The organism is Marmoricola sp. URHB0036, from assembly GCF_000426045.1.
Taxonomy (GTDB): Bacteria; Actinomycetota; Actinomycetes; order Propionibacteriales; family Nocardioidaceae; genus Marmoricola.
This window is the reverse complement of record NZ_AUEP01000008.1, coordinates 238,844-256,808: the sequence shown is the minus strand read 5'-3', so window position 1 is coordinate 256,808 and position 17,965 is coordinate 238,844. Positions and strand designations below refer to the sequence as shown.

At 70.1% G+C, this 17,965-nt stretch carries 20 protein-coding genes; 12 read left to right on the top strand and 8 right to left on the bottom strand.

Translation table 11 applies throughout. The features are described 5' to 3' along the window. Nucleotides 1-207: 207 nt before the first annotated feature. Together H976_RS0110845 and H976_RS0110840 are read right to left on the bottom strand one after the other, a co-directional pair. Nucleotides 208-891: a bifunctional 2-polyprenyl-6-hydroxyphenol methylase/3-demethylubiquinol 3-O-methyltransferase UbiG gene (locus H976_RS0110845; RefSeq protein ID WP_027861565.1), complete on the bottom strand. Its 684-nt coding sequence runs from the start codon at nucleotides 889-891 to the stop codon at nucleotides 208-210. Then, nucleotides 888-1,826 carry an NAD(P)/FAD-dependent oxidoreductase gene (locus H976_RS0110840; RefSeq protein ID WP_027861564.1) on the bottom strand — a complete coding sequence of 313 codons (939 nt, stop codon included), beginning with the start codon at nucleotides 1,824-1,826 and terminating at the stop codon, nucleotides 888-890. The genes H976_RS0110845 and H976_RS0110840 overlap by 4 nt, the downstream gene beginning before the upstream one ends. A 91-nt stretch (nucleotides 1,827-1,917) precedes the next feature. On the opposite strand from H976_RS0110840, the gene H976_RS0110835 reads away from it, so the two are divergent. Next, the gene (locus H976_RS0110835) at nucleotides 1,918-2,502 is read left to right on the top strand and encodes a helix-turn-helix domain-containing protein (protein ID WP_027861563.1); all 585 of its coding nucleotides are present in this window, start codon (nucleotides 1,918-1,920) and stop codon (nucleotides 2,500-2,502) included. Here H976_RS0110835 and H976_RS0110830 read toward each other — a convergent pair. Continuing rightward, on the bottom strand, nucleotides 2,491-3,243 hold the full coding sequence (locus tag H976_RS0110830; protein WP_027861562.1) for a TetR/AcrR family transcriptional regulator: 753 nt from the start codon (nucleotides 3,241-3,243) through the stop codon (nucleotides 2,491-2,493). The two genes, H976_RS0110835 and H976_RS0110830, sit on opposite strands and share 12 nt — an antisense overlap. A 62-nt stretch (nucleotides 3,244-3,305) precedes the next feature. Between H976_RS0110830 and H976_RS0110825 the strand changes: the two genes are divergently transcribed. Together H976_RS0110825 and H976_RS0110820 are read left to right on the top strand one after the other, a co-directional pair. Beyond that, nucleotides 3,306-4,181: a daunorubicin resistance protein DrrA family ABC transporter ATP-binding protein gene (locus H976_RS0110825; RefSeq protein ID WP_027861561.1), complete on the top strand. Its 876-nt coding sequence runs from the start codon at nucleotides 3,306-3,308 to the stop codon at nucleotides 4,179-4,181. A 14-nt stretch (nucleotides 4,182-4,195) separates the two neighbouring features. Beyond that, complete coding sequence (locus H976_RS0110820) at nucleotides 4,196-4,987, top strand: ABC transporter permease (protein WP_051276667.1); 792 nt, start codon at nucleotides 4,196-4,198, stop codon at nucleotides 4,985-4,987. On the opposite strand, the gene H976_RS0110815 is transcribed toward H976_RS0110820, so the two are convergent. Next, on the bottom strand, nucleotides 4,977-5,672 hold the full coding sequence (locus H976_RS0110815; protein ID WP_027861559.1) for a hypothetical protein: 696 nt from the start codon (nucleotides 5,670-5,672) through the stop codon (nucleotides 4,977-4,979). The genes H976_RS0110820 and H976_RS0110815 overlap by 11 nt on opposite strands. Beyond that, complete coding sequence (locus tag H976_RS0110810) at nucleotides 5,669-6,592, bottom strand: 5'-3' exonuclease H3TH domain-containing protein (protein ID WP_369759020.1); 924 nt, start codon at nucleotides 6,590-6,592, stop codon at nucleotides 5,669-5,671. Before H976_RS0110810 ends, H976_RS0110815 begins: the two co-directional genes overlap by 4 nt. A 52-nt stretch (nucleotides 6,593-6,644) precedes the next feature. On the opposite strand from H976_RS0110810, the gene H976_RS0110805 reads away from it, so the two are divergent. Beyond that, a complete protein-coding gene (locus tag H976_RS0110805; protein WP_027861557.1) occupies nucleotides 6,645-7,082 on the top strand; it encodes an Lrp/AsnC family transcriptional regulator in 438 nt (145 codons plus the stop codon). Between the two features lie 192 nt (nucleotides 7,083-7,274). Here H976_RS0110805 and H976_RS0110800 read toward each other — a convergent pair whose 3' ends face one another. Beyond that, complete coding sequence (locus tag H976_RS0110800) at nucleotides 7,275-7,760, bottom strand: VOC family protein (protein ID WP_027861556.1); 486 nt, start codon at nucleotides 7,758-7,760, stop codon at nucleotides 7,275-7,277. Nucleotides 7,761-7,842: 82 nt separating this feature from the next. Beyond that, the gene (locus H976_RS0110795) at nucleotides 7,843-8,844 is read right to left on the bottom strand and encodes a DNA topoisomerase IB (protein ID WP_027861555.1); all 1,002 of its coding nucleotides are present in this window, start codon (nucleotides 8,842-8,844) and stop codon (nucleotides 7,843-7,845) included. Nucleotides 8,845-8,948: 104 nt separating this feature from the next. Between H976_RS0110795 and H976_RS0110790 the strand changes: the two genes are divergently transcribed. Next, a complete protein-coding gene (locus tag H976_RS0110790) occupies nucleotides 8,949-10,448 on the top strand; it encodes a carboxylesterase/lipase family protein (protein WP_027861554.1) in 1,500 nt (499 codons plus the stop codon). 54 nt (nucleotides 10,449-10,502) lie between these two features. Further along, a complete protein-coding gene (locus tag H976_RS0110785) occupies nucleotides 10,503-10,874 on the top strand; it encodes a hypothetical protein (RefSeq protein ID WP_027861553.1) in 372 nt (123 codons plus the stop codon). Nucleotides 10,875-10,878: 4 nt separating this feature from the next. On the opposite strand, the gene H976_RS25735 is transcribed toward H976_RS0110785, so the two are convergent. After that, nucleotides 10,879-12,291: a KamA family radical SAM protein gene (locus H976_RS25735; RefSeq protein WP_051276665.1), complete on the bottom strand. Its 1,413-nt coding sequence runs from the start codon at nucleotides 12,289-12,291 to the stop codon at nucleotides 10,879-10,881. A 103-nt stretch (nucleotides 12,292-12,394) separates the two neighbouring features. Between H976_RS25735 and H976_RS0110775 the strand changes: the two genes are divergently transcribed. The 6 genes from H976_RS0110775 to H976_RS0110750 all read left to right on the top strand — a co-directional run bounded on the left by H976_RS0110775 (nucleotide 12,395) and on the right by H976_RS0110750 (nucleotide 17,958). Next, on the top strand, nucleotides 12,395-13,417 hold the full coding sequence (locus H976_RS0110775) for a hypothetical protein (RefSeq protein ID WP_027861552.1): 1,023 nt from the start codon (nucleotides 12,395-12,397) through the stop codon (nucleotides 13,415-13,417). A gap of 2 nt (nucleotides 13,418-13,419) precedes the next feature. Beyond that, nucleotides 13,420-15,015 carry a lysine 5,6-aminomutase subunit alpha gene (locus H976_RS0110770; protein WP_027861551.1) on the top strand — a complete coding sequence of 532 codons (1,596 nt, stop codon included), beginning with the start codon at nucleotides 13,420-13,422 and terminating at the stop codon, nucleotides 15,013-15,015. Next, the gene (locus H976_RS0110765) at nucleotides 15,012-15,842 is read left to right on the top strand and encodes an OAM dimerization domain-containing protein (protein ID WP_231388858.1); all 831 of its coding nucleotides are present in this window, start codon (nucleotides 15,012-15,014) and stop codon (nucleotides 15,840-15,842) included. Before H976_RS0110770 ends, H976_RS0110765 begins: the two co-directional genes overlap by 4 nt. Continuing rightward, nucleotides 15,839-16,243 (top strand): hotdog domain-containing protein, encoded by a 405-nt coding sequence (locus tag H976_RS0110760; RefSeq protein ID WP_027861549.1) that lies wholly within the window; start codon nucleotides 15,839-15,841, stop codon nucleotides 16,241-16,243. Before H976_RS0110765 ends, H976_RS0110760 begins: the two co-directional genes overlap by 4 nt. A 439-nt stretch (nucleotides 16,244-16,682) precedes the next feature. After that, nucleotides 16,683-17,462, top strand: coding sequence for a polyprenol monophosphomannose synthase (locus H976_RS0110755; RefSeq protein WP_027861548.1), 780 nt, complete (start codon nucleotides 16,683-16,685; stop codon nucleotides 17,460-17,462). A 7-nt stretch (nucleotides 17,463-17,469) separates the two neighbouring features. Further along, nucleotides 17,470-17,958 (top strand): FxsA family protein, encoded by a 489-nt coding sequence (locus H976_RS0110750; protein WP_369759019.1) that lies wholly within the window; start codon nucleotides 17,470-17,472, stop codon nucleotides 17,956-17,958. The last annotated feature ends 7 nt before the right edge of the window (nucleotides 17,959-17,965 follow it).

Below are 17,965 nucleotides of genomic sequence, written 5' to 3'. Positions count from 1 at the left end.
GGGGGGGGGGGGCGTATTCGTCGCTCAGCGACCAGGCCGGCGCCTGGAGCCGACGAGGCCTGGTTGCGCCTACGCGGTTGACGGATCGTTCCGTCAACGGAGCGTTTTGGCGGAACGATCCGTCAAGCCGGTTCGCCGCCCGACCCGTCTAGCCTTCTTGTCCACCCCTGCCGACCGAAGCTGCCGTGCGCCGGCTGAGCGTCCACGTCAGCGGAGTCGGCGCGCTCGCAGCACCGTGTCGTGCAGGGTCACGGCCCCGCCCTCCGGGTGCCGGCCGGGACGGGGTCGTTCCTCACTGGTCAGGATCTCCCACCGGTCGTCGAGCCCGGCGGCGAGCTCCTCGGCGGTGAAGTAGAGGTCGGGGTCGTCCGGTCTCGGGACGACGCCGATGTCGAGAGGACTGTGCGCGCCGACCAGGAAGGTGCCTCCGACGACGACGGCGTCAGCCAGCCCGGCGTACACCGCCCGCCGGTCGCCGCCGGGGAGGTGCATGAACGACACCGTGACGAGGTCGTAGGCCCGCTCGGGTGGCCGCCAGGACATCAGGTCGCGCTTGGTCCAGGTCAGTCGTCCCTCGGCCTCCGCGCCGGCCGCCGCGGCGTGACGGGCTGCCCGGTCCAGGGCGACCTGCGAGACGTCGACACCCTCCACCTGCCAACCGCGCCCGGCCAGCCACAGGGCGTCGCCGCCCTCGCCGCAGCCGACGTCGAGCGCGGTGCCGGGGGGCAGGCTCTCGGTCTCGGTCATCACCACGGCGTTGACGTGACCGCTCCACAGTGCCGGGCTGGAGCCGTAGCGCTCGTCCCAGAACTCCGCGGTCCAGCGGACCGACGGGTCCTCGGCCTCGCCTGCCTCGTGCTGGTGCCCGTGGTGTGCCTCGTGCGCGCTCACGCGACCACCTTCTCGCGTGCGTCGCTCATCACCAGGTCGGCGTTGACCGCGGCGCCGGCCTTCGTCCCCGCCGCTGCGGCTCCCATCACCTGGGCCGAGATGTCGGTGACGTTGCCGGCGGCGTACACGCCGGGAACCGACGTCTGGCCCATCAGGTCGACCTCTACCGACTCGCCCATGCCGGACGGGTGTGCCACAGCCTCGATGCCGAGCGACTCGAGCAGGCTGCTCCGCGCGCTGGAGTACGGCGACACCACGACCGCCCCGACCGCGAGCAGGCTCCCGTCCTCGAGCCGCAGGCCCGAGACGACCCCACCGGCGGCCTCCACCGACCGGACCGTGCTTTCGAGCACGGTCACACCGGCCCCGGCCAGCAGGCTGAGTGACTCGGCGTCCGGCTCGAAGGAGTGCGTCACCAGCGTGACCTCGTCGCTCAGCTGGCTGAACAGCAACGCCTGGTGCACCGACGTCGCACCCGTGGCCACCACGCCGATCGCCTGGTCACGCACCTCCCACCCGTGGCAGTACGGGCAGTGCAGCACCCCGGTGCCCCAGTGCTCGCGCAGACTGTCGATGTCGGGAAGGGCATCGACCACACCGGCCGTGACGACGAGACGCCGCGCCACCAGTCGCTCGCCGTCCTCGAGCCTGACGGCGAACCCGTGGTCCAGCCGTTCGGCGGTGTCGACCCGGCCGAGACGCAGCCCGCCGCCGTAGTGGGCCAGCTCGGTCCGCCCCGACGCCACCAGGTCGTGCGGACCGATCCCGTCGCGGGAGAGGAAGTTGTGCACGCCCGCGGCCGGAGCGTTGCGAGGTTCTCCGGCGTCGATCACGAGTACCGAGCGACGTGACCGGGCCAGTGCGATGCCCGCGCTCAGTCCCGCTGCTCCGCCCCCGACGACGATCACCTCGTGATCGATGTGGTCGATGTCCATGGTCGTGCTCCTGTCTCTGGGGTCTGGTCACCAGAGTCCGCCGTACGGCCGCAGTTGACAAATCAGGTTGCTGAAACGGCAAACTGGTCCCATGACAGATGACGTGCTCGACGGGGTGGGCGCGCGGCTCCGCGCGCTGCGCCAGGAACGTGACATGACCCTGGCGGAGCTGTCCGAGGGCACTGGCATCTCGGTGAGCACGCTGTCGCGGCTGGAGTCGGGGCAGCGCAAGCCGACGCTGGAGCTGCTGCTGCCGCTCGCCCGGGTGCACCAGGTGCAGCTCGACGAGCTCGTCGGCACCGGTCCCGCCGAGGACCCGCGGGTGCGCGGCAAGGCCATCAAGATGGGCGGCATGACGATGGTTCCGCTGACCCGCCGGCCCGGCAGCCTGCAGGCGTTCAAGACCACCATTCCCGGTGGCTCACGCCGCCGGAAACCGGAGCCGAAGACGCACGAGGGCTACGAGTGGCTCTACGTCCTCAGCGGTCGCCTGCGGATGATCCTCGGCGAGCACGACCTGGTGCTCGAGCCGGGCGAGGCGGCGGAGTTCGACACTCGCCTGCCGCACTGGTTCGGCGGCGCGGACCCGCGTCCGGTGGAGTTCTTGTCGATCTTCAGCCGTGAGGGGGAGCGCATCCACGTCCGCGCCCGCTCCACCGATCCGTCACGTGCCTGACCGGGTGGCGGCCTCGAAGCCGTCGAGGATGATGCCGATGTCGAAGAGGTACTCCGCGTGGGGGTCGTTCGCCGGCGCCTCCGCCGGTGGCTCGCTGTGCACGAGCCGGGTCAGGTGTGGGTACGTCGCCGGGTCGGCCAGCTCGCGGATCAAGGTGGCGTAGTCGGTCTCGACGCCCGTCTCCTCGGCGGCCTCGCGAGCCTTGCGCTCGTCGTGGACCATGCGAGCATCGATCAGTCCGTGCTGGCTGATCAGGCCCAGGACCCGGATCTTCACGTAGTCCGGCGCGTCCACCTCGTCCAGGGCAGCCAGCCCGAGCTCCACCCACGCCAGCGACGAGGGGGCGAGGGGAGGTGTCGACATCGGCAGCCGGGTGATCCAGATGTTCTCCTCCACGACCTCGCGCTGCCGGAGGGCCCAGGACGTCAACCGCTCCCGCCATGTGTTCCCCTCGGGAGTCCAGTCACCCAACGTCCGGGCGCTGGCGTTCCACATCAGCTGGAGCAGCTCGTCCTTGTTCTGCACGTGCCGGTACAGCGACATCGTGGTGAAGCCGAGCGCCTTGGCCACCCGCGCCATCGAGACGGCTTCCAGCCCCTCGTCGTTGGCGATGCGGACGGCGGCATCGACGATGCGGTCCACGTCGAGCTCGGCGCGCGGACCGCGCGTCCCGGGGGAGCGGCGACCCCACAGCGCCTCCAGGGCGGGTGGCAGCACGACGCTGTCGGTGGACTCGGGCATGGCGGAAATCTTTCACATCGAGGTGCTTGCTATGTTCAGTGTACGACGCATACAGTTTGTGTATGACATACACAGTTAACGTCGGCGGGGTCACCAAGACCTTCGGCCAGACCCGCGCCCTGGACGGCGTGGACCTCCGCATCACCGCCGGCACCATCTACGGCCTGCTCGGTCCCAACGGCGCCGGCAAGACAACGCTCGTCCGGATCCTGGCGACCCTGGTCCGGCCGGACGCCGGCACGGCGTTCGTCGCCGGGCACGACCTGGTCGCCGAGGCCGACGCCGTCCGGCGGTCGATCGGCCTGACGGGGCAGCACGCCGCGGTCGACGACGTCCTGACTGGTCAGGAGAACCTGCTGATGATGGCGCGGCTGCGCAAGCTCTCGGGCTCCGTCGCGCGGGCACGCACCCAGGAGCTGCTCGAGGAGTTCGACCTCGTCGAGGCCGCCGGGCGCCGGGCCGGCACCTACTCGGGCGGGATGAAGCGGCGCCTCGACCTGGCGGTGAGCATGATCGACCGACCGAGGCTGCTCTTCCTCGACGAGCCCACGACCGGACTCGACCCGCGCAGCCGCGAGCAGGTGTGGTCGACGGTCAGCCAGCTCAGGGCCGAGGGCGTGACCATCCTGCTGACCACCCAGTACCTCGAGGAGGCCGACCGGCTGGCCGACCTCGTCGGGGTGCTCGATGGAGGCCGCATCGTCGCCGAGGGGACGCCCGACGAGCTGAAGGCGACGGTCGGTGCCGAGCAGGTGCGGCTGGAGCTGGCCGACGGGTCGGTGCAGACCGTGACGACGGACGGGTCAGCCACAGCGATGGCCGAGGTCCTGGCCGACGCCGCACGCCGTCAGCTCGACGTACGCCGGGTGGAGACGGTCCGCCCGTCCCTCGACGACGTGTTCCTGTCCCTCACCGACCGCCGCCCTGTCGCGGCCTGAACCGGAGAACCCAGATGAGCCTGACCGTGCACCACTTCGCCGACCGGGTTTCCGGTACCGCGCTCGACACCCGGGTGATGGTGACCCGCAGCGTCCGCCGGTCCTTGCGCGACCCCGAGGCGTTCTTCACCGCACTGATGCTGCCGGTGATCCTGATGCTGCTCTTCGTCTACGTCTTCGGCGGTGCCATGCGCACCGGCACGTCGTACGTCGACTACGTGGTGCCGGGCCTGATCGTGCTGTGCGCCGGATTCGGTGCCGGCACCACCGCCACCGCGGTCGCACAGGACATGACCAACGGCATCGTCGACCGCTTCCGCTCCATGCCGGTGGCGCCGTCCTCGGTGCTGACCGGTCACGTCGTGGCCAGTGTGCTGCGCAACCTGCTGGCGACGTTCCTCGTCATCTGCGTCGGACTGGCGGTCGGCTGGCGCCCGACCGGTTCGCCCCTCGACTGGGTTGCCGCGATGCTCGTGGTGGTGCTCTTCATCCTGGCCCTGTCGTGGCTGGCCGCCGCCGTCGGCCTGCTGGCCGGTGGGCCGGAAGCCGCCAACAGCATGACGATCGTGCTGATGTTCCTGCCCTACGTCAGCACCGCCTTCGTGCCCGTCGACACGATGCCGTCGTGGTTGCAAGGTTTCGCGGAGCACCAACCGATGACCCCGGTCATCGAGACCCTGCGCGGGCTGTGGATGGGTACGCCGCTGGGGCACCAGCCGTTCTGGGCCGTCGTCTGGTGCGTCGGCATCCTGCTCGTCGCAGCCGTGGTCTCCTCGATGCTGTTCACACGCCGGGTCAGCCGCTAGGTGAGCGACGGCGCTCCGGGAGCACGATGCGGACGTGCGGGTGGTACTGCCCCACGTGGGCCAGCAACGGTGGCAGCAGGTGCACGAACCGCGCCGGCACGCCCCAGACCATGGCGCCGGCCGCCTCGCTGACCCCCAGGAGGCGGCCGGCGCCGCGGGTGCGCTGCAGGCCGCGCACGAGACGGATGCGGTCCTCGTGCACCGCCACGAACTGCAGGAACACCATCGCGGCACCGTCCGGCACCTCGACCTCGCTGGCCACCAGCGCCGCACAGTCCGTCCAGGCGAGCCGGGCCAGGGGTGCGTGGTCCTCGGCTCCCTGGCGGATCGCGATGTCGTCCTCGGTGAAGACCAGACCGAGCTCCGGCGACGGCGCACCACGGGCGTCGAGGAGGGCGGCCACCTCGGTCGGCGGGAGCACCTGCTCCTCGCCACCTTCGTCTGTGGCGGGGCCCCACAGGCGCCGTCGGCCCTCCGAGGTCATGTACCGGGACAGCATCACCAGCACGACGAGGTCGAGGAGCAGGAGCACCATCGCATGGCGCAGCCCGGCGGGGGTGCCCGTGCTCGCTTGTCGCGTCGCCGGCACCAGCAGCACCAGGAACAGCACCACCCCGACGGCGACGTCGTAGACCGCGCGCCAGCGAATCGTCCAGGGGGAGGAGTCGCCGGCCGCGTCGCTCATCGCGCCAGGGTCTCCCGCAACCGCTCGACCGGGCTGTTCAGCCCCCACTGCTCGGCGATCGCCTCCAGCATCTCCGGGTCGTGCGGCGCGGACGGAAGGGTCAGGTCGCGGTCGCCGAGGTCGATGTCGCGAGCCACGGCGACGACCTGTGGGGCCACCGCGAGGTAGTCCAGCGAGGCCTTGATCTTGCCGCGTGGTCCCGGCCCCATGTCGCCGTCGGGGTCCTGTGCCGCGGCGATGATCGCGTCGAGGTCGCCGAACCGGTTGAGCAGCACCGCCGCCGTCTTGTCACCGACACCGGGGACGCCGGGCAGCCCGTCGGAGGTGTCGCCGCGCAGGGTGGCGAAGGCGGCGTACTGGTCGGCATTGACGGCGTACTTCTCGCGCAGGACGTCGTTGGTCACGCGCTCGTGCTTGCCGACCCCGCGCGCCGTGTAGAGGACCCGCACACCGGCCTCGTCGTCGACGAGCTGGAACAGGTCACGGTCGCCAGTGACGATGTCGACCGGCATGCCGGCATCGGTGGCCAGGGTGCCGATCACGTCGTCGGCCTCGTAGTGGTCGGCGCCGACGATCGCGATCCCGAACGCCTCGAGCACGGCGACGATGATCGGGATCTGCTGCTCGAGCGGGTCGGGGACCTCCTCGATGTCGGGGGTGTCTCCCGGCCGGGGGGCCTCCACGCGGTGAGCCTTGTACGACGGCAGCAGGTCGACCCGCCACTGGGGGCGCCAGTCGTTGTCCCAGCAGCACGCGAGGTGGGTCGGCCGGTACTCGTCGACGAGCCGGTTGATGAACTCGAGCAGTCCCCGCACTGCGTTGACGGGCATCCCGTTCGGAGCCACCACGGAGTCCGGTACGCCGAAGAAGGCGCGGAAGTACAGCGAGGCGGTGTCGAGCAGCATCAGCCGGGAGTTCACTCCGGGAGTCTAGGTGCCCCCGCCCGGTCCGCGTCCGTCTAGGCTCAGGCTCGTGGAGAAGATCGACCGCCAGATCCTGGGACTGCTCGCCGACGACGGGCGGATGTCCTACACCGACCTCGGCAAGGCGACCGGGCTCTCGACGAGTGCCGTGCACCAGCGGGTCAAGCGACTCGAGGAGCGCGGGCTGATCCTGGGGTACGGCGCCACCATCGACCATGCCGCTGCTGGGAAGCCGCTGACGGCGTTCGTCAGCATCACCCCGTTCGACGTCTCCGAGGCCGACGACTACCCCGACCGGCTCGAGCACATCACCGAGATCGAGTCGTGCTGGTCGGTCGCGGGGGAGGAGTCCTACATCCTCAAGGTGCGGGTGGCCACACCGGCCGACCTCGAGGAGCTGCTGGCCCGGGTGCGTACGGCGGCCAACGTCTCGACGCGGACCACGATCGTGCTGTCCACGCCGTACGAGAACCGCCCGACGCACTGACCGCACGTCCTCCGGGCAAGGCGCGACCCCGTCCGGTCTACACCGGTTCGCGGCATTCCTGCCGACATTTCGCGTCTTGTTCGCCTGATGCCGCAGAATCTCCGTCGTGGGCGGTGTCAGCCTCCCGGGTTCCTCGCCGTGGTAGGAATCCGAGGACGATGACACCGCCCACATCCAGTTCTTGAGGGCGTCTCACTCGCCGGCGAAGGCCGCCTCGAGCTCGTCGATCCGGAACGCGCGCTTGTCGATCGCCATGAAGCACGCCGTGACCCGCCGGACCCGCTCCGGGTCCGAGTCGGCCATCATCTTGTCCAGCACGGTCGGGTAGACCTGCCAGCTGAAGCCGTAGCGGTCCTTCAGCCAGCCGCACGGCCCGGGCTCGCCACCGTCGACTAGTGCGTCCCACAGGCGGTCGATCTCGTCCTGGGTGTCGCAGGGGATCGCCAGCGACACCGACTCGTTGGCCTCGAACCGGGTGTCGGCACCGTTGATGGCGACGAACGGCTGGCCCTGGAGCTCGAAGTAGAGAGCCATCTTCTGCCCGGCCCACTCGCCGGCCTCCGGGCCGTAGTCGGAGGAGCTGACCACGCGGCTGTCCTCGAAGAGCGAGCAGTAGAAGGCCACCGCCTCCTCGATCCTGCCGTCGTTGATCCACAGGTTGGTGGTGATCCGTTGCATGGCTGTCTCCTCTGCGTGAGCGATCCGGGGTCAGGGAGGCAGACCCGGTCAGGCAGCGAGACTCATCGCTGCCCCACCCACGCTAGGCGAGCAGCTCGAGGACGGCTGCCTCGAGAGTGCGCTGCTTGGCAGCGGGGGAGCGGTACTTCTTGGTGACGAGCTTCGGGTCGATCGTCGTACCGTTCTCGTAGAGGTCGAGGACCCGCGGGTCGATGTAGGAGTTCTTCGCGATGGTCGGGGTGTTGCCGAGGTACTCCGACACCTCGGTGACCGCCGCCTTGATCGCACGCTGACGCGATCGCTTGGTGTCGCCGGGCTCGTCGGAGGCGGCCAGTGCCGCGGCCGCGATCACGGTGGCGTGCCAGGTGCGGAAGTCCTTGGCAGTGAGGTCCTCGAACAGGCCCCGGATGTAGGTGTTCACCGCCGTCGAGTCGAGGTCGCGCCACCGCCGTTGCAGCTGGTAGGCGAGCAGGCGGTCGCTGCCGCCGCGACGGCGACGCAGGCTGTCCAGCACCTCGAGCAAGGCGGGATCGTCGATCTCGATGCTGTGCTCGATCCCGGACTTCCCCACGAACCGGAACACCAGGCGGTCCCGGTTCTTCGACACGTGCCGCTTCTCCAGCGTGGTCAGCCCGAACGAGCCGTTGGTGTCGGCGTACATGTCGCTGCCGATCCGGAAGTAGCCCAGGTCCAGCAGGCGTACGGCGACGGCGTCGGCTCGCTCGAGCGGCATCCCCTCGAGGGCCAGGTCGCGCATCACCGCCCGGCGCGCGGCCGGCAGCTTGCGGGCGGCCTGGAGCACCCGGTCGAACTTCTGCTTGTCGCGCTTGATGCGCCAGTCGGGGTGGTAGAGGTACTGGCGCCGTCCGGCATCGTCGGTGCCGACGGCCTGGATGTGCCCGTTCGGGTACGGCGAGATCCACACGTCCCGCCAGGCCGGCGGGATCGCCAGTGACTTGATCCTCGCGATCTCCTCGGCGTCGGAGATGCGGGCTCCGCTCTGGTCGATGAACGTCCAGCCCGACCCGGCACGACGGCGCGTGAGACCCGGTGAGTGAGGGGAGACCGTTCGCAGTCGGGGCATGGCGGAGAAGTTCCCCGAGGGGCCGGTCGCATGCTTGACCGGCTGCGGTGACGTCCACCACGCTGCAGTCACCCGGTGGCCGGGTGCGAGCGAATGGGGCGACGATGGACATCCATCTGAACAGCGGAACGGTCCGCGGCGCTGAAGCAGGCGGCATCGCCCGGTTCCTCGGGATCCCCTACGCCGCCGCGCCCTTCGGGGAGCTCCGGATGCAGCCACCGGCGGCAGTCGAGCCGTGGCACGGGGTGTTCGAGGCAACGACGTACGGGCCGACCGCGCCCAAGGGCGACTACCCACCGCAGTACCAGCCGTTGCTGCCCGAGCAGGTGATCCCCGGTGAGGAGTGCCTGAACCTCAACGTCTGGACGCCGGCCGATGCACCGGCGAACGGCGCCGACCTGCCGGTGCTCGTGTGGATCCACGGCGGCTCGTTCATGAACGGCTCCGGCTCGGTCCTGGAGTACGACGGCGCCAACTTCGCTCGCGACGGTGTGGTCTGCGTGACCATCAACTACCGCCTCTCCGCCGAGGGCTTCATGTTCGCCGAGTCCGACGTCGCCGACGGGCGGGCCAACCTCGGTCTCCAGGACCAGGTGGCTGCCCTGCGGTGGGTGCAGCACAACATCGCGGCATTCGGCGGGGACCCGTCCCGGGTGACCGTCGCGGGGGAGTCGGCCGGCGCCATGAGCATCACCACCCTGCTGGCGATGCCCTCCGCTGCCGGGCTCTTCGCGCAGGCCATCACCCAGTCGGGCGCCGCGGCTCACACCCTCACCCCGGAGATCGGGCTCACCGTGACGCGGACGCTGGCCGAGGCGCTCGGCGTCGCGCCCACCCGGGAGGCGATCGCCGCCGTCGACCTGGACACGCTGATCCGGGTCGCCGCCCAGCTCGTCATCGAGGTGCAGAGCGCACCCGACCCGGTGAAGTGGGGTTCGCTGGCGCTGAGCCTGCTCCCGTTCGCGCCCGTGGTCGACGGCACCGTCCTCCCGCAGCACCCTCTCGACGCCTTCGCCGCCGGGGCGTCCTCCGACGTGCGCGTGCTGGTGGGCGCCAACCGGGAGGAGTCCCGCCTGTTCCTGGTCGCCCCCGGTGCTATCGACTTCGTCGACGAACCGTCCCTGGTCGGCGGCGCGGCCGCCTACGGACTCCCGCCCGACGGCGTCGACCTCTATCGGAAGAACCGGCCGGGTGCGTCCCCGGGTGACGTGCTGGCGGCCGTGGTCTCCGACTGGTTCTTCACGATCCCGGCGATCCGTCACGCCGAGGCACGAGCCGAGGGTGGCGGCACGACCTGGGCCTATCGGTTCGACCGTCCCGCGCAGGAGGACAACAACCGCTACGGAGCCTGCCACGCGGTCGAGATCCCGTTCGTCTTCGACAACATCGGGCTCGACCAGACCAGGCCGCTGATCGGCGACCACCCCTCCCAGGCCCTCGCCGACACCGCCCACGCGACGTGGGTCGCCTTCGTGACGTCGGGCGATCCCGGTTGGGCGCCGTACACCGCCCGGACCCGGACCACCGGTGTCATCACCGAGGAGCTCACCGTCATCGACGACCCGGACGGCGACGAGCGGGCCACGTGGGACGGCATCCGCTAGAACTCCATCTGGCTGGCGAGCGCGACTGTCAGGGGTGGCTGCCACGATCACGGAATGCTGACCGGACTGCTTCTGGCCGAGAGCCTGCGCGTGGGCGCCGAGCTGGCGGTGCCCGACGTCCGGCTGACCCGCCTGGTACGTCGCGACGTGAGTGACTCGGTGGTCGAGAGCCAGCCCGACGTCTGGACCTTCGTGGAGTTCGAGGCACCCGAGCATCGTGCCGACGAGCTGGCCGAGGCGCTGGCTGCGGCGCTGATCGCGGAGGACGGGTGGTACGCCGACTTCGACGTCGGCACCGACCACGTGGTCGTCTTCGCCGGCCGGGTCTTCCGCTACCGCAACGACGACGAGGCCGGACACCGCGAAGCGGTCGACTACGGCCGCTCCGCCGGCACGCCCGAGCACCAGCTGGACTGGAAGAGCTGACCGCTCAGACCGAGTGCACGGTCTCCTGCCCCTGGCGGGCCCACCACGCCTGGCCCTCGGCGGGCAGCGTGTGGATCGGGTCGTAGTACTCGTAGGTGCGGGTCAGCGCCTCCGGGTCGGCGGCCTCGATCGAGGTGCGGTAGTTCTTCGTCCAGTAGGAGATGCCCTTGACCTCGTCGTACGACGAGATCTGGTGCACCCACCGCTTGCCGACGAACGGCACGTCACACACGATGCGAGGCGTCGCAAAGCCGGGGAGGTAGCCCATGATGTGGTGCTGGAGCCGCTGGGCGTCGGCGACCGAGATCCGCCAGTGCTCGGCGTTGGGGATCATGTCGCACATGTAGAAGTAGTAGGGCAGGATCTGCGCGCCGTCGAGCAGCCGGAAGCACAGGTCGAGCATCGCGTGCGGGTCGGCGTTGACGCCGTTGAGGATGACGCCCTGGTTGCGGACGTCGCGTACGCCGGCGTCGAACATCGCCTGCGCCGCCTTCGCGACGAGCGGCGTGACCGAGTTGGCGTGGTTGACATGGGTGTGGATCGCGAGGCCGACGCCCCGGGCGCGGGCCGTGCCGGCCACCCGGCTCATGCCCTCGACGACCTCGTCCTGGAGCCAGTGCTGGGGCAGGCCCATCAGCGCCTTGGTGGCCAGCCGGATGTCGCGGATGTTCTCGATCTCGAGCAGCTTGGTGAGGAACTCCTCCAGGCGCGCCCACGGCATGTTGGCCACGTCGCCACCGGATACCACCACGTCGCGGACGCCCGGGTGGGTGCGCAGGTAGTCGAGCATCTCGGCGTGCCGGTCGACCGGCTTGCCGAGGAACTTCAGCTTGTCGACGGTCGGGGTGGAGTTGCCGACGAGGTCCATCCGCGTGCAGTGGCCGCAGTACTGCGGGCAGGTCGGCAGCAGCTCGGCGAGCACCTTGGTCGGGTAGCGGTGGGTGAGGCCCTCGGCGGCCCACATGTCGTGCTCGTGCAGCGAGTCGCGGCTGGAGTAGGGGTGCGAGGGCCAGTCGGTACGCCGGTCGGAGAACACCGGGATCATGTAGTGCCGGATCGGGTCGGCGTAGAAGGCCTCGGTCAGCGAACCGGGCCCAGCCGGCTGCTCGTGGGGCGCCATCGTGTTCATCATCTGCGGCGGGATCAGCATCGACATCGTCGCGCGCTCGGCCTGGTCGCGCTCGAGATCGGCGTAGAACCGCTCGTCAACGAGGTCACCGAGCAGCTCGCGCAGCTGGCGGAGGTTCTTCACGCAGTGGGAGCGCTGCCACTGGGCGCTCTCCCACTCCTCGCGGGTGACGTCCTTCCACCCCGGGAACCGGGTCCAGTCGGGCTCGACCAGCTCGACACGCCGGTAGGGATAGGGCTGGCCCGTTTCTCCCTCGACAATGGAGGCGATGGAGGTCTCGATGCTCATGCGACTATGGGACCACGAAGTTTGCGGTGCATCAAACACATCACCGTAAGATTTGCTGGCAAGAACTGGTTCAACGGGAAGGTGTCGGGACAACGTGGGACGCATGACAGGCGATCCGGTGGGCATGCACCGCGTGCTGGAGCCCGTGGGGGTGCTGCCGCAGGCGGCTCAGCGGCTGGACACCGACCCGGTGATCCGTGACGACGAGGTCCGGGTGCGGGTCGAGCGGCTCAACCTCGACGCCGCCTCCTTCCGTCAGCTCGAGACCAAGCACGGCGGTGACGGCGACGCCGTGCGGGCCGAGGTGCTCGAGATCGTGCGCAGCCGCGGCAAGATGCACAACCCGGTGACCGGCTCCGGCGGCATGCTCGTGGGCACCGTCGAGGACGTGGGGGAGGGTTCGCCGCTCGGCCTGGCGGTCGGCGACAAGGTGGCCACCTTGGTCTCGCTCACCCTCACTCCGCTCGTCATCGAGGGCGGGCTCTCCGACTGGGACGGTCGCAGCGAGCAGGTGCCGGCCGACGGCTACGCCATCCTGTTCGGCCGGTCGATCGCGGCGAGGCTGCCCGACGACCTGCCGGCTCCGCTCGCGCTGTCGGTCATGGACGTCTGCGGTGCGCCCGCCCTGACCGAGCGCCATGTCCGGCGGTACGACGCGCCGGTCGTCGCCGTGGTCGGCGGCGCCGGCAAGTCCGGGTCGCTCTGCCTGGCGGCAGCGCGTCGGGCCGGCGCGAGCAGGATGCTGGCCGTCGTACCCCACCAGGGCGAGGCCGATCTCCTCGAGCCCACCGGACTCGCCGACGAGGTCGTGGTCTGCGACGCGCGCGACCCGGTCGCCCTGCGTGACGCCGTCTCCGCCGCGGGCGGTCCGGCCGACCTCACCATCGTGTGCGTCGACGTGCCGGGCTGCGAGGGTGGCGCCATCCTGGCCACTGCCGAGGGCGGCACGGTGATCTTCTTCTCGATGGCCACCTCGTTCAGTGCTGCGGCGCTCGGCGCCGAGGGCCTGGCCGCCGACGTCACCATGATCGTGGGCAACGGCTACGTCCCCGGTCACGCCGACCTGGCGCTGGAGATCGTGCGCTCCACCCCTGCCGTCCGGGCCCTGCTCGAGCGGAGACTGTGACCATGGCGACCCCCCAGAAGACCAAGCCGAAGCTCGACCTCGACCCGGTCACCGTCCGGAAGGCGCGCAGCCTTGCCCGCAAGGTCGGCCGCCCGATCGTCAAGCTGGCCCAGCAGCACACGACGGTCTCGGTCGAACGCGCCACCCTGCGCCTGGCCGGGCTGGCCGGCGCCGACCCCGACGGCACCCCATGGGTCAACCGTCTCGCCGACGCGGTGCGCGCCGACGTCGGTCTCGAGCACGGTCTTGCCCTCCCGGTCTGGGACGCGCTGCTGCGCGGCGAGGCCGAGGACCTCTCCACCCTCGCCCAGAAGGCGTCGGCCGGTTCGGTCAGGTTCCGGTTGCCCGAGGGCCGCGACGCCCAGAAGGCCACGACCGCTTCCCGCAAGGTGGTCGGCGCCGGAGTACGCCGCATCGACGGTCGTCGTCGCGAGCGGGAGCGACTGGTCAAGCGGATCGGTGACGCTCCTCGCCAGCCCTGGATCTACCTGATCGTGGCCACCGGCGACATCTACGAGGACATCCCGCAGGCCCAGCAGGCGGCCCGCGAGGGCGCCGACGTGATCGCGGTGATCCGCTCGACCGGGCAGTCGCTGCTCGACTACGTGCCCGAGGGCGCCACCCGCGAGGGCTTTGCCGGCACCTACGCCACCCAGGAGAACTTCCGCCTGATGCGGGCCGCGCTCGACGACTCGAGCAAGGAGCTCGGCCGCTACGTCCGGCTGACCAACTACGCCAGCGGCCTGTGCATGCCCGAGATCGCAGCCCTGGCCGGCCTCGAGCGGCTCGACATGATGCTGAACGACTCGATGTACGGCATCCTCTTCCGCGACATCAACCCGGTACGCACCTTCGTCGACCAGCGCTTCAGCCGTCAGGTGCATGCCCGAGCCGGCATCATCATCAACACCGGCGAGGACAACTACCTCACCACCGCCGACGCGGTCGAGGCCGCGCACACCGTCACCACCAGCCAGCTGCTCAACGAGTACTTCGCCAAGGAGGCCGGTCTCGAGGACTGGCAGCTCGGTCTCGGCCACGCCTTCGAGATCAACCCGGAGCTGCCGGACTCCTTCCGGATGGAGCTGGCCCACGCCCTGCTGGCTCGCGAGCTGTTCCCCAAGGCCCCGTTGAAGTGGATGCCCCCGACCCGGCACATGACCGGCGACGTGTTCCGCGGCTACCTGCTGGACGGGTTCTTCAACCTCGCCGGGGCTCTCACCGGGCAGGGCATCCTGCTCGTCGGGATGATGACGGAGGCGGTCGTGACGCCGTGGATCAGCGACCGCGACCTGGCGCTGCAGAACGTGCGCTACGTGATGGAGGCCGCCGGTGCCCTCCACGAGGACTTCCACCCGGCGCCCGACGGCTTCATCGCCGAGCGCGCCCGCACGGTGCTCGCGGAGACCATCGACCTGCTCGACCGGATCGCCCACGACACCGACAGTGCCGGCGACCCACCGTTGCTTGCCGCCATCGCCGACGGCACCTTCGGGCTGATGAAGCGACCGGCCAACGCGGGCCGCGGGCTCGAGGGCGTGGCCAGGAAGTCGGCCGCCTACTTCAACCCGGCGACCGAGATCCTGGAGGAGTCGTGAGCAAGCAGCTGCCCCCCGCAGAGGGCGCCGCAGACTCGGGCGACGGCGACAGTGGCGGCGCTCTGCCGACGGCCTCCGCCGCCGCGAAGCGCCTCCTGAGGCCGTACGGGGACACGACCGGTGACGGGATGGTGCAGCTCTCCTTCACGCTGCCGATGCCCCACTCCAAGATCGTCGAGGGGGCCGCCGTACAGCTGGCCAACAAGATGGGCATGGACCCGGCGTTGGTCGTGCACGCGAAGGCGATGGGGCCGGACTTCACCTTCTTCGTCGTCTACGGGCGGGTGAACCACCTCGTCGACCCGAGCGTGGTCGAGGTCGTCGAGCGTGACTACGAGCTGCTCACCCCCAAGGAGGTCAACGCCGCGATCAAGCGTGCGCTGCGTCGCCGGATGGTCGTCGTGGGCGGGTGCATCGGCACTGACGCCCACACCGTCGGCATCGACGCGATCCTGAACATCAAGGGGTTCGCGGGGGAGAAGGGGCTGGAGTACTACCGCGAGCTGAAGGTGGTCAACCTCGGGGCCCAGGTCTCCGTGCCCCAGCTCGTCGAGCGGGCCGTGGAGGAGAAGGCCGACGCCGTCCTGGTCTCGCAGGTGGTCACCCAGCGCGACGCCCACCTGCTCAACACCCGCGAGATGTCGGCCGCCTTCCGCGAGGCGTTCCCACCGGCGCGGCGTCCGCTGCTGGTGGTCGGCGGACCTCGTTTCGACGAGACCATGGCCGCCGATCTCGGCGTCGACCGGGTCTTCACGCGCGGCACGACACCCGGCGAGGTGGCCAGCTACCTCGTCCACCGCGTCGTCACCGAGAAGATGTCAGCATGAGCGCGCCCTTGGAGCCCGAGGTCGGCACCGCCGTCACGCACCGCCGCTACGTGTCGTACGCCGAGGCGCACTACGCCGGCAACCTCGTCGACGGCGCCTGGGGACTCGGACTGTTCGGCGACGTCGCCACCGAGATGTGCATCCGTACCGACGGCGACGAGGGCCTGTTCGCGTCGTACTCCGACGTGCAGTTCCGGGCACCCGTGCACGCCGGCGACGTCGTGGAAGCAGTGGCCACGCTCACGCGGGTGGGTCGACGCTCCCGCGAGATGACCTTCGAGCTCCGGGTGGTGGCTCGCGGTGACGCCTCGGCGGGGTCTGCTTCGGCGGCCCTGATGCTCGACGAGCCGATCGTGGCGACCACCGCGACGGGCACGGTCGTCGTACCTGCTGAGGCGTGAGGTCTGGACCACCCCGGCGTGTCCAGCGCGACACGCCGGGCAAGTGCAAATTTGGAAACCTGTTGTTCATCCGCAGGTCGCCGGGCTGACCTGCGGTTTTGCCCGAAAGGGCTGGTCAGGCCCCTGTTGACACCGGTGTGTTCGCCGCGCGAAAGTTCGCGAGTTACTCCGGGCAGAACGTCAGTCGCATGCTCGACGGATGCGGTTTCCGGGCCATCTCGCCAAGATGGCTTCGGGGTCGCACTTGGCGGGTTGAGCAACGCGGCCTCGACGGGAGGACACGGGGGGAGTGAGGCGTCCAGTAGACAACGCCTACGACTCTGGCAGCCGGCCAGGGCGTGAGCGGTCCGAAGGTCACCCAGCTCCCCTCGTCCTGCCCCCTCTTCGTGACGGCACCTCCGTCGAACCTCACGAGCATCTCTTCGATAGGTTGCTCGGCATGCCTGCAGGGGAGGGTCTGGGTCGGGTCGTCATGGTGGTGCCCACCTACAACGAGTCGCTCAACCTGGGGCCGGTCATCGAGCGGTTGCGGCGCGCACAGCCCGAGGTCGACGTCCTCGTCGTCGACGACGGGTCGCCGGACGGTACCGGTGATCTCGCCGACGCGATCGCCGCCGAGGACCCCCAGGTCACGGTGCTGCACCGCACCACCAAGGAGGGCCTCGGAGCGGCGTACCGCCACGGCTTCGAGGTCGCGCTCGACCGGGGCTACGACGTGATCGGCGAGATGGACGCCGACGGGTCCCACCAGCCCGAGCAGCTGCAGCTGCTCCTGGATGCGCTGCGCGAGGCCGACCTGGTGATCGGGTCGCGGTGGGTTCCGGGCGGTCGCATCGTCAACTGGCCGCTGCACCGGGAGCTGCTCTCGCGAGGAGGCAACTTCTACACCCGCCACCTGCTCGGCATCCGGGTGCGCGACGCGACGGCGGGCTACCGCCTCTTCCGTCGTACGACGCTGGAGCGGATCGACCTCCAGGAGGTGCAGTCCTCCGGCTACGTCTTCCAGGCCGACCTCGCCTTCCGGACCGTCCAGGCCGGCCTGCGCGTGGTGGAGGTTCCGATCGAGTTCGTCGAGCGGGAGCTGGGCGACTCGAAGATGAGCAGGGACGTGGCCACCGAGTCGCTGAAGCGGATCACGGTCTGGGGTCTCGGTGAGCGGCGGCGTCGGCTGCGTGCCGCTCTGGGGCGCTCGGAACAGCCCACCCCTCCCAGTCGTTGAGCCAGACATGAGCGAGATGCGCAGACGCAGGTTCCCCAAGGGGCTGCTGTTGGCTGCCTTCATCCTGGTGCCGCTGGTGGAGATCTACGTCATCATCCAGATCGGCCAGGTGATCGGCGCCTGGTGGACGATCCTGCTGCTGATCGCCGACAGCATCCTCGGCTCCTGGCTGGTCAAGCGCGAGGGCGGGCGGGCCTGGCAGGCGCTGCGCGTGGCCCTGCAGGAGGGCCGGATGCCGCACAAGGAGCTGGCCGACGGCATCCTGATCCTCGTCGGCGGCCTGCTGATGCTGACCCCGGGCTTCGTGCTCGACATCGTCGGGGCGATCTGCATCCTGCCGTTCACCCGGCCCATCGGCCGGCGCTTCCTGTCCGGCATGATCAGCCGCCGGCTGGTCGGGGTGACCTACCCCGGCGCCGGCACCGGCACTGGTCCCCAGGCACAACAACGCCCCGGACCCGATGATGGCGTGGTCCAGGGCGAGGTCGTGGACTGACCGGAGC